9 protein-coding genes are annotated in these 12,764 nt (G+C 55.0%); 8 read left to right on the top strand and 1 reads right to left on the bottom strand.

Annotation, left to right across the window (positions count from 1 at the left end):
• Nucleotides 1-10 precede the first annotated feature (10 nt).
• The 8 genes from BJF95_RS04130 (at nt 11) to BJF95_RS04095 (ending at nt 11,465) form a co-directional block, all read left to right on the top strand.
• Nucleotides 11-706 carry a 4'-phosphopantetheinyl transferase family protein gene (locus tag BJF95_RS04130; RefSeq protein WP_075638201.1) on the top strand — a complete coding sequence of 232 codons (696 nt, stop codon included), beginning with the start codon at nt 11-13 and terminating at the stop codon, nt 704-706.
• A gap of 199 nt (nt 707-905) precedes the next feature.
• Nucleotides 906-3,545, top strand: a complete 2,640-nt coding sequence (locus tag BJF95_RS04125) for a LuxR C-terminal-related transcriptional regulator (RefSeq protein WP_245297228.1) — start codon at nt 906-908, stop codon at nt 3,543-3,545.
• Between the two features lie 143 nt (nt 3,546-3,688).
• Nucleotides 3,689-5,380 (top strand): hydantoinase B/oxoprolinase family protein, encoded by a 1,692-nt coding sequence (locus BJF95_RS04120; protein ID WP_075638199.1) that lies wholly within the window; start codon nt 3,689-3,691, stop codon nt 5,378-5,380.
• Nucleotides 5,377-7,440 (top strand): hydantoinase/oxoprolinase family protein, encoded by a 2,064-nt coding sequence (locus BJF95_RS04115; protein ID WP_075638198.1) that lies wholly within the window; start codon nt 5,377-5,379, stop codon nt 7,438-7,440. Before BJF95_RS04120 ends, BJF95_RS04115 begins: the two co-directional genes overlap by 4 nt.
• A gap of 1 nt (nt 7,441) precedes the next feature.
• Entirely contained in the window at nt 7,442-8,503 is a 1,062-nt protein-coding gene (locus tag BJF95_RS04110) for an ABC transporter ATP-binding protein (protein WP_075638197.1), read from the top strand.
• 38 nt (nt 8,504-8,541) lie between these two features.
• Entirely contained in the window at nt 8,542-9,720 is a 1,179-nt protein-coding gene (locus BJF95_RS04105) for an ABC transporter substrate-binding protein (RefSeq protein ID WP_075638196.1), read from the top strand.
• Between the two features lie 84 nt (nt 9,721-9,804).
• Nucleotides 9,805-10,674 carry an ABC transporter permease gene (locus tag BJF95_RS04100; protein ID WP_075638195.1) on the top strand — a complete coding sequence of 290 codons (870 nt, stop codon included), beginning with the start codon at nt 9,805-9,807 and terminating at the stop codon, nt 10,672-10,674.
• A complete protein-coding gene (locus BJF95_RS04095; protein ID WP_075638194.1) occupies nt 10,671-11,465 on the top strand; it encodes an ABC transporter permease in 795 nt (264 codons plus the stop codon). The genes BJF95_RS04100 and BJF95_RS04095 overlap by 4 nt, the downstream gene beginning before the upstream one ends.
• 4 nt (nt 11,466-11,469) lie before the next feature.
• Here BJF95_RS04095 and BJF95_RS04090 read toward each other — a convergent pair whose 3' ends face one another.
• Nucleotides 11,470-12,366 (bottom strand): methylenetetrahydrofolate reductase, encoded by an 897-nt coding sequence (locus BJF95_RS04090; protein ID WP_075638193.1) that lies wholly within the window; start codon nt 12,364-12,366, stop codon nt 11,470-11,472.
• Nucleotides 12,367-12,764 lie beyond the last annotated feature (398 nt).

Genomic DNA, 12,764 nt, shown 5'->3' with positions numbered 1-12,764 from the left:
ATAGATCACTATGTATCAAGAATTGGATGCGCCAAGCCTGTTCGATGAAAGTGTTGCGCATCGGGCGGTTCGCTTTCAAATCGAAGGTTACACATCGGAGTTGGCGCAAGAGCTGGGAATTACGCTGCCGGAAACCATGGGGAGAGCCGTTGCCAAGCGCAAGGCAGAATATGTGGCCGGACGTTTGTGCGCCATGCGCGCCATTGAGGCGCAAACGGGGCAGGCTGGGGTCAGCATTGCCACAGGTGCCAGCGGTGCGCCGGTCTGGCCAGAGGGACTGGTTGGATCGATCACCCATACCCACGGCTTTGCGGCGGCAGCGCTTGCGGATGAAAAAATTATGCGCGGTCTGGGTATTGATAGCGAAGAAATCATGACGCAAAAGGTGATGGAGAATGTCAAGGCGCGCATCTGCCGTCCAGATGAGGCGTATGGGCCGCAAGGGTCGATGACCGAGCAGGTTTATACCACCATGATATTTTCGGCCAAGGAAAGCCTGTTTAAATGTTTACATGCCTTGGTCGGCAAGATGTTCTGGTTTGAGGATGCCCGCATAGAGATTGTGGATCACGCCGCAGGTATCTTTCAAGCTGAGTTGATGACAGATTTGACGCAAGAGTTTTGCCGCTCTGTAAAATTGACCGGCCATTTTCGCGTCGGCTCCTGTTTGGTGCATACGGGAATCAGTCTTCCAGTCATCGGATGATTGTAGAGGGTTTGATGCCAATATTTGCCCCTGCTATACTAGGGGTTTCCGTTTTTATTGAGATAAATTGGTGCTATTTTCTCTCAAAAATCTTAATGAAACAGGGTTCTAGCTTGCTAAAGTCAAAACGACAGCGCACTTTCCCGCCATGACCATCGAGACCCGATTTTTACCACCTGTGAGTACGCAGCATGCCGTGATGCGCCATGCAATTTTGGCGCAGTTGCAGAGTGCGGGTGTGAAGCGTGTCACAACTGTTATCGCGCCCGCAGGCTATGGCAAAACCTCGCTTGCGTCGCAATGGTTTGCGTCGTTGCGGGATGAGGGTTTTCGTGTCGCCTGGTTGGCGCTTGATCAGGAACATGGTGATGCCGTCGTGTTTTTGCGCCTGTTGCTGGATGCCGTCAGCTCAACCTTGTCGGAGGATGCACCGAGCGCCGATGGTGGCATGGCGGCGGCATCTCTTCTGGCCATGCTGGCCACGCGGCTGCGAAAAGCATCCTCACCCGTCGTTCTTTTTCTGGATGATTATCATTTTGCCCAAACCGATGAGACGGAGGCCATTGTCGCCCGCCTTGTGGTCGATCGCACGCTGGACCACGTAAAGCTGGTGCTGATTTCGCGCACGCCTCCGCGCTTTCCCGTCTCGGCACTGCGCTTGCGGGGCGAGTTGAAGCAGATCAACATTGCCGATCTCGGTTTTTCCGACTGTGAAACCGCCGAATTGTTTGCCGGGCAATCCGCAGACCTGACCCGAGAGCAGTTGGCTGAGTTAAACAAGCGCACAGAAGGCTGGGTGGTGGCGCTGCAAATGGTGCGGTTGTTGATTGCCGAAAACAAAGACAGTAACGCGCTGCTATCGTCCTTTGGCGGTAGCAGTGCCGAGATGGGAACCTATCTGTCAGAGCAGGTTTTTAGCAATCTGCCTGCGGATATTCAGGATTTTCTGATCAAGACCTCGCCCTTTCCCGCCGTGTGCCGAAGCCTGCTGGAGACTGTGTTTCAAAGTTCCGATTTTGCCAATCTCATTGGCCGTTTGAATGAATATGCCCTGCCGATTGCGATTTTAGGCGGAGAGTTTGGCTGGGTGCGCTATCACCCGGTCTTTAACGCTTTTCTAAAGGATGAGGCATCAAGGCGCGGTGTGCTGACATCGCCCCTGTTGGAAAAAGCGGCGCACTGGTTTCAGACCCATGGCGATCTGGATGCGGCAGTGCGCCATGCCTTGATGAGTGGCAATGCCAATCTTGCCGCCGATATCGTTGAAATGTCTGGCGGTTGGCGGCGTGTGTATGTCAGCAGCCGCGGCGAGACCAATCTGTTCAACGCGATTTTGAGCAATGTTGCGCTGATTGATTTGGCGCGCTTTCCCTTGACCACCCTTGGTTTGGCGGTGGTGAGTGCAAAGGCGGGGCAGCTTGATGCCGCCAATCACTATATGGAGATTGCCGAGTGCGCAGCCAGCGCATCCTTGCCACGTTATCTATGTGACTTGCGGGTCGTGCGGGCACTGATGGCGCTTTATTTTGACGAGCAAGTGTCATCCGAGGATTTGGCCGGGCTTGAGAGCGATCTGGCCAATGCTGCCAATAGCGAATTGGTCTATCGTGCTTTGGGCTTGAATATGCTGTGCTACAATTATTTGCAGCGCAGTGAGCTTGATCGCGCGCTGCATTATGGCCATGTTGCCATTCGTGTTTTTCGAGATGCCGGGGCTGATTTTGGTGCCGTTCACCTCTACGCGCACATTGGACAGGCCGCCTATCTGGGGGGCGATTGTGCCAGCGCGCTGGAATATTACGATACTATTATTGATGAGGTGCAAACCAATATTGGCAAAGGCAGTGACCTGGATGCTCTGGGGCAAGTGCTGAAGGCCGAATTATTGGTGATGCGCGGCGATTTTGTGGGTGCCAACGATATTTTAAGCTGGGCATTGCCGCATCTGGAGCGCCACGATGCGTGGTTTGATGTGCTGGCTGCGGGCTTTATTGGCCAGCAGATTCTGTCGAGACTGACTGGAAGTGCGATGGCCAGCCATGGGCTGATGGACCGCGCCCGGCCCGTGGCCAAACGCCGGGGCTTTAGCCGGCTGATGCGTTTGATCGATGGGGAGCGTGCCTTGCTCTTAGTGCAAGGCGGAGATGTTGATCAGGCCATTCGCTATGCGGAGGCCAATGGGTTTGGCAAGGTGACAATCCGGTCTGCGGTTGACAATGACCTTGCCACGCATTTGCGCGGAACAACACCGGCTTTGCTCTGGACAAGGATCTATCTTGCATCCGGTGATGTCGGGCTGGCGAGAGAGACCTTCGAGTGGCTTTTGGCGCAGCAGGGCAGAAAGCCTCATGTGGTCAGGGCGATTGAGCTAGCCTTGATCGATATTCTCTTGCTGGCCGCTGAAGGCAATATGTCTTTGCTCGGTGTTCGTCTGGCGGATCTTTTGCTGAATTTCCCGCTGGAGGATTATCGTTCACTCGTTTTGATTGAAGGGGGACCCCTGATCAGGCTGTTGCTGGATTGTGCCAACTCAAGCGGGTTTTCGCCCGTGCTGCGATCTCGTCTTCAAGCCATGCTGAGCTGTTCTGAGATGGGGCAGGCTCTGCCAGATGTTGCACCGCAGCCGGCTTCGGCCAACGCGCTGGATGCCTTGACCGAACGCGAGCTGGCGGTGATGCAGCTCTTGAGTGAAGGGTTCAGCAACAAGGAAATTGGCCGGAAATTGTCGTTGAGCGACAATACCATCAAATTTCACCTCCGGAATATTTTCACCAAGCTTCACGTCACCACACGCACCGCCGCCGTGACAGCCGCGCGTAGCCTTGGTATTCTGGCATAAACCAGAGGATGTAGTTGCTCGGTCATGCTTATAGCTACCCATATGGGTAGGGTGGGGTGTGTGAGCCTACCCATATGGCAGGCTTGTGCGCGGTTGGTTTGAAGGTACTCTACTCCCAATGATTGAATTGGGATGAGAATATCATGCAAATGGGTGGATGCCATTTTGACCCGGTGACACAGGAAATCATCGAGGGAAAGCTGATCGCAATCGTCGACGAGATGGGCATCGTCATGGCCCGCACCAGCATGAGCCCGGTCATTTATGAGGTTCTCGATTTTGCTTGTGGCCTTCTGACGGCCGAGGGCGAACTTGTGGCCCAGATGAATGGCATCACCCTGTTTACCGGCACATTTGGCCGTCAGGTGAAATCTCTGATTGCTCGTTTTGCTGGTGATCTTTCCGATGGCGATGTGCTTTTGACCAACGACCCTTACGCAGGCGGCACCCACGCCTGTGACTTTGCCATTGTCAAACCGATTTTTGTGCAAGGGCAAATTTTGGCCTATGCCATCAACGTTGCTCACTACATTGATGTGGGCGGTTCTGTGCCGGGCAGTCTCGCCCCCAATGCAACCTCGGTGTTTCAAGAGGGATTGCGGCTGCCGGGCGTGAAGATCGTGCGCAATGATGTGTTGGCCGATGACATTCTGCACGTCATTCTGGAAAATGTGCGTATGCCGGATGTGGCAATGGGCGATTTGACAGCGCAAATTGCCACCGTGCGGGTGGCGGCCCGCCGCGTCGGCGAAATGGCGCAGAAATACGGTTTTTCCAACGTCTCTGCCAGTTTCGAGCATCTTTTGAACGTTAGCGAACGCATGAGCCGCGCTGCCATTGCGGCTTTGCCGGATGGTACCTACCACGCCACCGACACAATTGACGGCGATGGGGTGTCAGAAGCGCCGATTTCCGTGCAGGTTGCCGTGACCATTGCCGGAGACGCCATCACGGCCGATTTTACCGGATGTCCGCCTTCAGTTGCCGGGCCGATCAATTGCGCCCGTGGTGCATTGGAATCCGCTGTTCGGACCATTTTGAAAGCACTGGTTGGGCCGCAAACCCCCTCCAACGAGGGCTGGTTTCGCCCGCTGACCGTTGTTGCGCCTGCGGGAACGGTGTTTACGGCCGAAAAGCCAGCACCAACCGGTTGGTATTACGAAGGTTCGGTGCATGCCTCTGAACTGGTGTGGAAAGCGCTTGCGCCCTTGGTGCCGGAGCGTTTTTCAGCGGGCTCCTATTCCAGCCTTTGCGTCGTCTACATTGCCGGTGAAGACCAGAGCGGTACGCCATTTATTCATATCGAGCCGCAACATGGCGGTTGGGGTGCCAGTCGCGATCGCGATGGTGCCAACGCGCTGATCGCGCTCACCGATGGTGACACCTACAATTATTCGGTGGAAGTGATGGAGGCGCGCTTTCCGCTGCTCGTCAAGCGCTATGGCTTCAACACAGAAGGCGGTGCCGGTGCCGGCCGCCGCCGTGGTGGCTACGGCATCGTGCGTGAATATCAGATATTGTCTGGCAAAACCTCGGCCTATTGCAGCTTTGGTCGCACCAAAACCATGCCTTGGGGCATGCAGGGCGGGCAGAATGGTTCGGCCAATGGCCTTCAGATTGAGGCGCTTGATGGCACAACCCACCATCACGGGCGCTCTGCGCATATCCCGCTCAGCGAAGGTGATGTGGTGCGGATCATCACCGGCGGTGGCGGTGGCTGGGGCGATCCTTTCGAGCGCGAGCCATCCATGGTTGCAGATGACATTAAAAACGGCTTTGTGAGCGAGGACATCGCTTGCGCGCTCTACGGTTTTCAAGGGAGGAATGCGCAATGATTCGTTTGGCGACCGATGTCGGCGGTACATTTACAGACCTCGTGGGCTATGACGAGCGCACCGGAGAGGTGTTCACGGCCAAAAGCCTGACCACAGTTGATGATCAGTCCGAGGGTGTTCTCTCTGCCATCGACATGAGCGAAAAGAAGGACGGGTTGCGGGTGCGCGACGTCACGTTCTTTGCCCATGGCGGCACCACCGTTATCAATGCCATCACCGAGCGCAAGGGTGCAAAAACGGCGCTGATCACCACAGCCGGTTTTCGTGATGTGCTGGAGATTGGTCGCGGCAATCGCCCGGATCTCTATAACCTTCAATTTCACAGCCCCGAGCCGTTTGTGCCGCGCCATTTGCGTTTTGAGGTGCGTGAGCGGGTGGATGCATCCGGGCGTGTGGTGCAGCCGCTGGAATTGTGTGATCTGCGCCCGATCATTCGCGCCCTTGAGGCAGAAGATGTCGATGCAGTCGCCATTCTGTTCCTGCACAGCTATGCCAACCCGGAGCATGAGGCCACTTGCGCCGATATCCTGGCCGATGCGCTGCCATTTGCCACCATCTGCGCCAGCCATCAGGTGTCCCGTCAATGGCGCGAATATGAGCGGACCAATACCACCGTTCTGAATGCCTATGTGCAACCCATTATCCAGCACTATTTCGAGCGGTTGGAAGCATCGCTGACCCAGCGCAATCTGACCTGCCCCTATTATGCCATGCAGTCGAATGGTGGCATTTCATCCTTTGATCATGTGACGCAAAGCCCGCTGACCATGGTTGAATCCGGACCCGCTGGTGGTGTTGCGGGCGCTGCCCGAATTGGTGCGGAGTTGGGGGAAAGTGAAATTCTTTCTCTCGATGTCGGCGGCACCACGGCCAAGTGTTCGCTCATCCACGGCAACAGACCCACATTGAATGCGGAATACAAGCTGGAACATACGCGGATCGAACCCGGCTATGCCGTGCAGGTGCCGGTGGTCGATATTGTCGAAATTGGCGCAGGCGGCGGCTCCATTGCCTGGCTGGATGAGCGCGGCGCATTGCGGGTGGGGCCGGAAAGTGCAGGGTCCAATCCGGGGCCTGCCTGTTATGGTCGCGGCGGCGACAAGCCGACATTGTCGGATGCTTTGCTCACGCTTGGCATTTTCGACCCCGCAACCTTTGCGGGCGGCACGATGGTGCTGCACAAGGATAAGGCCGCCGCCGCAATTGCAACGATCGCCAAGCCTTTGAACCTGTCCATTGAAGATGCAGCACAGGCCATTGTTGATATAGCGCACGCCACAATGATCAATGCATTGAAGCTGGTGACGGTGCAGCGCGGTCATGATCCGCGTGATGTGTCCCTGCTGATCAGCGGTGGCGCAGGCCCCGCCATGGCCAGCAATCTGGGCCGCGAGCTTCAGGCCAAATCAACGATTGTTCCTCCCCATCCTGGAATTTTTTCGGCCTGGGGCATGTTGGCGGCAGAGCCTCGCGCCGATTTTCGGGAAACATGGTTTGCACAATTGCAGGGTGATGCGCTTTTGAAAGCCAAGGACCGCTTTGCGCAGATGGAAGAAGAGGCCATTGCCTATTTCGCGGCAGGTTCAAACGCCGATATTCGCTTCAATTACCAGATCGAAGCGCGCTATAAAGGCCAGGAACATGGGGTTTTCGCAAATTTTGCCGATGGCTTTACCATTGATGATTTCCGCCAGAATTTTCACGAGGTGCACGAGCGGGCCTATTCCTTCCGCTTGGCTGACGCTGAAATCGAATTGACCACCCTGCATGTTGAGGCCGTGCTGAAGGGCAAAACAATTTCTCTTTCCAAAATAAAAGTGGAAGGTTTGAGCGCGGCCACCGCGAGAACTGGTGAGAGATCTGTTTATTTTGGCCATCAAGGTGGATGGCGGCCGTGTTCTGTGTATGATCGATTGAGCTTGCCGATCAATGAAATCATGGCTGGGCCTTTGTTGATTGAAGAAACAACCGCGACAACATTGGTTCTTTCCGGGCAGACCGTGACCATGACGGACACAGGCATACTTGTTATTCGCGAGCAGGAGGCTCTGGCAATCTGACATGGCCATATCAATCGGGATCAACAATGTCACGCGCGCTTATGGGCCTGTTCGGGCCGTGGACACACTCTCGCTTGACATCAAGGCCGGAGAGTTTTTCACCCTCCTTGGCTCGTCGGGCAGCGGTAAAAGCACGCTTTTGAAAATGATTGGCGGCTTTGAGCGTCCAAGTGCCGGTGAAATCCTGTTTGACGGGCGCGATGTGGTGGACGTTCCGGCCAATAAACGTCCCGTTAATACAGTCTTCCAGTCCTTGGGGCTGTTTCCTCATATGACGGTTGCGCAAAATATCGAATACGGCTTAAGATTGCGCGGCCTGTCGGGTGGGGAGCGCGCCAGGAAGGTCGAGAATATTCTCGAACTGGTGGAATTAAGCGGGTTTGAGGAGCGCAACGTGAATTTATTGTCGGGCGGTCAGCGGCAGAGGGTCGCCTTGGCCCGGGCGCTGGTGATGGAGCCCGGCATTCTTCTGTTGGATGAGCCGCTCACCGGGCTGGATGAACGCCTGCGCCAGCAGATGCGGGATGAGTTTGGCCGCTTGCACAAGCGCACCGGCGCGACCTTTGTTCTCGTCACCCATAATCAGGATGAAGCTTTAAGCCTGTCTGACCGTATGGCGATTATGCACAAAGGCAAAATCGAACAATTGGACCGGCCGGAGCAGTTTTTTCAATCGCCTGCCAATGCGTTTGTGGCGCGGTTTGTCGGCATGGAAAATCAGTTGAAGCCGGAGCGGTTGGAAGAGGTCGGCAATGGTGTGGTTGCCGTTATTTGTGGTCAGCATGTGCCCGTTGTGCAAGGGGCGCGTCATGATCCCGCAACAAGCCTTGTGGTAATTCGATCTGACAGAGTGGTGTTAGGCGAAAATAACACGGATGGCGATCAGCTGCGGCTGAAAGTTGTGGAGACCATGTTTCGAGGCCTCTATCGGGATGTGAAACTGGCCTTTGCTGACGGGCAAACTTTGGTGATGGCGCTGGATGCGGGAGGGCCATTGCTGAGTGTGGGCGAGGATGTGGTTGTGACATTGAAGCCGAAAGCCGCTTTGCTGACGGCGGCATAAAGCTGCAAATGAGTTGTACTATAAAAAAGGGGAAGATAATGACAGGACGCATACAGAACGGATCTTCGGCAGGCTGGAGCAATCTTCAGCGGCGCGGACTTTTGAAAATGGCAGGCGTTGGCACTTTGGCCGCTGCTGCGGGCAGCCTCGGCTTTTTGAAGGGTGCATCTGCTGCCGATCCAAAGACCATTGCTTTTTGGGGAACGGGCACGCTGGATATTGTTGCCAAGTGGGCTGAGTTTGCCCAGCAGACAGGTGTTTCACCCGAGTTCACCGACAATGGCAATGATCTTGGGCCGGTTATTGCACGTCTTGCCGCTGGGAATGCCAATGATCTTTTCGACATTGGTGGCTTTCAAGGCGGTGCCGAAAAGGAATTGGCCCGCCAGGGGGTGATTATTCCTTGGGATGTCAGCAAGATCGCCAATTATGATAGCCTTTGGCAATGGGCGCGCGACATTCCTTACCTGAAGCAGGATGGCAAGCAATATGGCATTCCAACGGTTGTGAATGCCGATTCGATCATTTACCGCCCCGACAAGCTGGGCAAGGTGGATAGCTATGGCGTGATTTTTGACCCCAAGCTCAAAGGCCGCGTGGCCATGGAAGATGCCTGGATCAATAGCGCGATTTTTGCGGCGATCTATCTGAAAGAAAGCGAAAACAAGCCAATCAAAGATCCAGGCAATCTGAGTGAATCCGAGCTTGGTCTGGTGATGGAATTCCTGATCAAGCACAAAAAGGATGGCCAGTTCAGAACCTTCTGGAATGGCTGGGAGCAGGGTGTGCAATTGGTGGCCAACGAAGAAGTTGACGCCATGACCGGCTGGGAACCGATTGTTTATGAAGGTCGCAAGCGCGGGCTGAAGGTTGATTATGCCGCGCCGGTCGAGGGATATGAAGGCTGGGCCAACAACACTGTTCTGCTCAAAGGTGCTGGTGAGCGCGGTGTGACAGACATTGCCCACCAATTTGTCAACGGGCTTCTGGGCGGCTTTTATGGCTGCGAACTGGGTCAGGCGCGCGGTTATCTGGTTCCCACAGACAATAACCTCGCTTATGCCAAAGCCCATCCCGATGAATATAAGCCGGATGCCGTTGCCGCTCTTGCCGACCATGTGAAGGCCAAATTTGCCGGCAAAGTCTTTTGGCAAAATGCCCGGCCCGATAATTTCCAGCTCTATGAAGAATGGTGGCAGAAGCTGCGTAACGCCTGATAGGCACCTGTTTCAAGCGTTGCGCGGCTCTCCGCTGTGCAACGCCTTTAAAAGGGAACATCGGCGCTGCAAAAGGAAATTGCTATGAAGCGCGAATTTCGTGGGGCTGGAATAAAGCTTCTGCTGCCGCCACTTTCGATCATCACTCTACTTGGCATTTTGCCGCTGATGGTGATTTTGGTATGGAGCTTCTGGTCTTGGGACCCGTCAACCTATTGGATCAAGCCTGATTTCAGCCTTGCCGGTTATGCTGGAATTCTGAAAGACGGGCGCTGGACGGTGATTGTCTCTACCCTGGCCAAAGCGTTGCTGACGGCAGGCATATGTTTGCTGCTGGCCTATCCAGCGGCCTATGCCGTGCAGTTTCTGGCGGGACGCCGGGGCGGCATTATTTTGCTGGCGCTGATGACCATTCCCTTTTTCACCTCCTATTTGATCCGCGCCTTTTCCTGGCGGCTGGTTTTGGGCCGAACTGGGGTGATCAACACCTGGCTGCAAACCATGGGCATCACAGATGCCCCGGTGGACTGGTTTTTGTTCAGCAATTTTGCGGTCATTGTCGGCCTGGTGGCCTCCTATCTGCCATTTGCCACGTTTCCGCTGCTGCTGGCCATGCGGCGGGTGGATCGCACCCTTCTGGCGGCAGCGCAGGATCTTGGTGCGGGCTTTTGGCACATTTTGATCACCATCCTCTTGCCGTTGACGCGCTCTGGCCTGTTTGCCGGGTTTCTGTTCGTTTTTGTCATGGTTGCGGGCTCATCCACCGAAGTGCAAATGCTCGGCGGGGCTGGCGTGTCTGTGGTGACCATCATGATCAATGATGTGATGCGTGTGGCCAATTATCCGCTGGCCTTTGCGATTTCAGCGGTGATGCTGACGGTTATTTTCGGCTTGGTGCTGGTTGGCAACAAGCTGTTTAGTCTTGCGTCACTTTTTGAGGATCGTTCAGCATGAGCAGTTTGGAGGGAAATGCAAACCGCGTCTTGATCTGGTCGCTGACGGTTCTGGGGCTGATCGTTATTTATGCCCCGCCGCTCTATCTGCTCGGCGCATCCTTCAATCCGGCACTTCAGCCGGGTTTGCCGCAGCTGGGTGACATGACGTTGAAATGGTATGCCGCTTTGCCGGCTGACCGTGCCTTGATTTCGGCCTTGCAGGAATCGCTTCTGGTTGCCATCGTCACGGCATCGCTGGCAACGGGGCTATCTCTACTGGCGGCGCTTGCCTATTTTGAGCTGCACAAAACGCGCGCAACGTGGTTCATGAGCGTGATTCTGCCGATGTTTGTGCCCGGCGTTATTCAGGGTCTGGCCCTGTCTACCGTGTTCAGCCATATGGGGATCAAGCCTTCGGCCAACACAATCGTGGCGGGGCATTTGCTATGGGCCATGCCCTTTGCATTCATTGTTATTCTGACCAGCTTTTCTGCGGTGCGCCCGGCTTATTTGATGGCGGCGGCAGATCTGGGGGCCAGCAAGTGGCGGCAGTTTCGCGATGTGACCTTGCCCTTGATCCGTCCGGGCTTAATCAGCGCCTTCATCTTTTCATTTCTGCTGTCGCTCAACGAGTTTACCCGCGCATTTTATCTCGCCGGGCGGCAAAATACGCTCCCTGTTGTGCTGTTTGGCAAAATGAATGGCGGCGCATCACCGGTTATCTATGCCATGTCCGGCAGCATATTCATCGTGTCGGTTTTTCTTGTGGCGATTATTGTCGCGGTGTCTGGCAAAAAGCGGGCAGCATAGAGTGTTAACCGGCATATTGGCCTGCCCAGCGGCTGGCGGGCTCAATACCGCCCAGCGGAAACATGTGGATCTTGTTGATAATGCTGTGAGGGGTCTTGGCCTTATAAGCCACAAGCTGGCTGACAATCTCCGTTGGCTCATAGGGTGTGAGCAATTTTCGAAAATCAAGCGCGCGCTTTTGCAGCACTTTCAGCGAGGGGCCAACGCCGCAGGCAATGGCATATTTGATCAATGTTTGCAGCTTGGCAGGGCCAGCAATGCCAACGTGAATGGGCAGATTCACGCCAAGACCTTCAATACGCTCTGCCCAGTCGATAATGCATGTGGCATCGAAGGCAAACTGGGTGGTAATCGCCATTTTTGCATCGGTCCGATTGGCAAAATCACACTTCCACAGCAGGGCCTTATCCACCTCGGTGGTCGAGCTGTCAGGGTCGATATCCTTGCTGCCCTCCGGGTGACCGGCGACATGCAAATTGCTAAACCCCATTTTATCAAACAGGCCGGTTTCAATCAGATCAATGGAGCTGGTTAAGCTGCCGCGCGGCTTGGTGTTGCCACCCGCCAGCAACAAGGCCTGACGCACATCTGCTTCACTTCTGTAACGGTTGAGCAGATCTTCCAACACCTCGCGGCTTTCAAGGCTGCGGGCGGGAATATGCGGCATCACGGCGAATCCTTCGCTGTTCAGCCGCTTGGCTGTCGCCACCACGTCCTCCAGCGGCGTGCCATCCAGATGCGCAATGTAGATCCGCGTATTCGCGGGTAAAATGTCGCGGAAACTGTCAATCTTGGCAGCGGTTCGTGGCATCACCTCAATCGACCAGCCGGAGATCAGGCTGTCCTGCCCTTCAGCAGTGCTCTCAGGGTCTGCTCTTCGCGAGAAAATTGGCTGTTCCATCATATCCTCCCGTCCTCTTGACGAGGAATGTATACATTTTTTAGTGTGCAGACAACGATCAAATTTGAAATTGGCATATTTACGGTGTTTTCAAGAATTTTTGACCAGGATTGCGCCGGAGATGTATTCATAAATAACCTGAAGGGCATACTCGATGTTTTGGGTCGCGCGTTGTTTGTGCGGATTCTAGCTGTGTCGGCGAAGGTAATCGCTCAAGTCTAGCAGGATTGGCATGGTTTGCGCGTCTTAAAGCGTCAATTGTTGCTCTGCAATATGTCGTATCTCGCATCCGTGCAGAGCGGGATGCGGGTGCGGCTTCCAATGTTTATTGTGTACGCATTCATTGCCAAGGGTGCGAATTTTCGCCATCTCTGGCGTGAGAGGATGCTAAAATGTAT

This window comes from Rhizobium oryziradicis, assembly GCF_001939045.1.
Lineage (GTDB): Bacteria > Pseudomonadota > Alphaproteobacteria > Rhizobiales > Rhizobiaceae > Allorhizobium > Allorhizobium oryziradicis.
Note: the sequence above shows the minus strand (reverse complement) of the source record. Positions and strands in the feature narration are given on the sequence as shown.

What these genes read in the sequence shown, in the direction of transcription:
- BJF95_RS04120 (WP_075638199.1), top strand. Translation starts at nt 3,689, where the DNA reads ATGCAAATGGGTGGATGCCATTTTGACCCGGTGACACAGGAAATCATC.
- BJF95_RS04115 (WP_075638198.1), top strand. Translation starts at nt 5,377, where the DNA reads ATGATTCGTTTGGCGACCGATGTCGGCGGTACATTTACAGACCTCGTG.
- BJF95_RS04105 (WP_075638196.1), top strand. Translation starts at nt 8,542, where the DNA reads ATGACAGGACGCATACAGAACGGATCTTCGGCAGGCTGGAGCAATCTT.
- BJF95_RS04130 (WP_075638201.1), top strand. Translation starts at nt 11, where the DNA reads ATGTATCAAGAATTGGATGCGCCAAGCCTGTTCGATGAAAGTGTTGCG.
- BJF95_RS04125 (WP_245297228.1), top strand. Translation starts at nt 906, where the DNA reads ATGCGCCATGCAATTTTGGCGCAGTTGCAGAGTGCGGGTGTGAAGCGT.
- BJF95_RS04110 (WP_075638197.1), top strand. Translation starts at nt 7,442, where the DNA reads ATGGCCATATCAATCGGGATCAACAATGTCACGCGCGCTTATGGGCCT.
- BJF95_RS04095 (WP_075638194.1), top strand. Translation starts at nt 10,671, where the DNA reads ATGAGCAGTTTGGAGGGAAATGCAAACCGCGTCTTGATCTGGTCGCTG.
- BJF95_RS04090 (WP_075638193.1), bottom strand. Translation starts at nt 12,366, where the DNA reads ATGGAACAGCCAATTTTCTCGCGAAGAGCAGACCCTGAGAGCACTGCT.
- BJF95_RS04100 (WP_075638195.1), top strand. Translation starts at nt 9,805, where the DNA reads ATGAAGCGCGAATTTCGTGGGGCTGGAATAAAGCTTCTGCTGCCGCCA.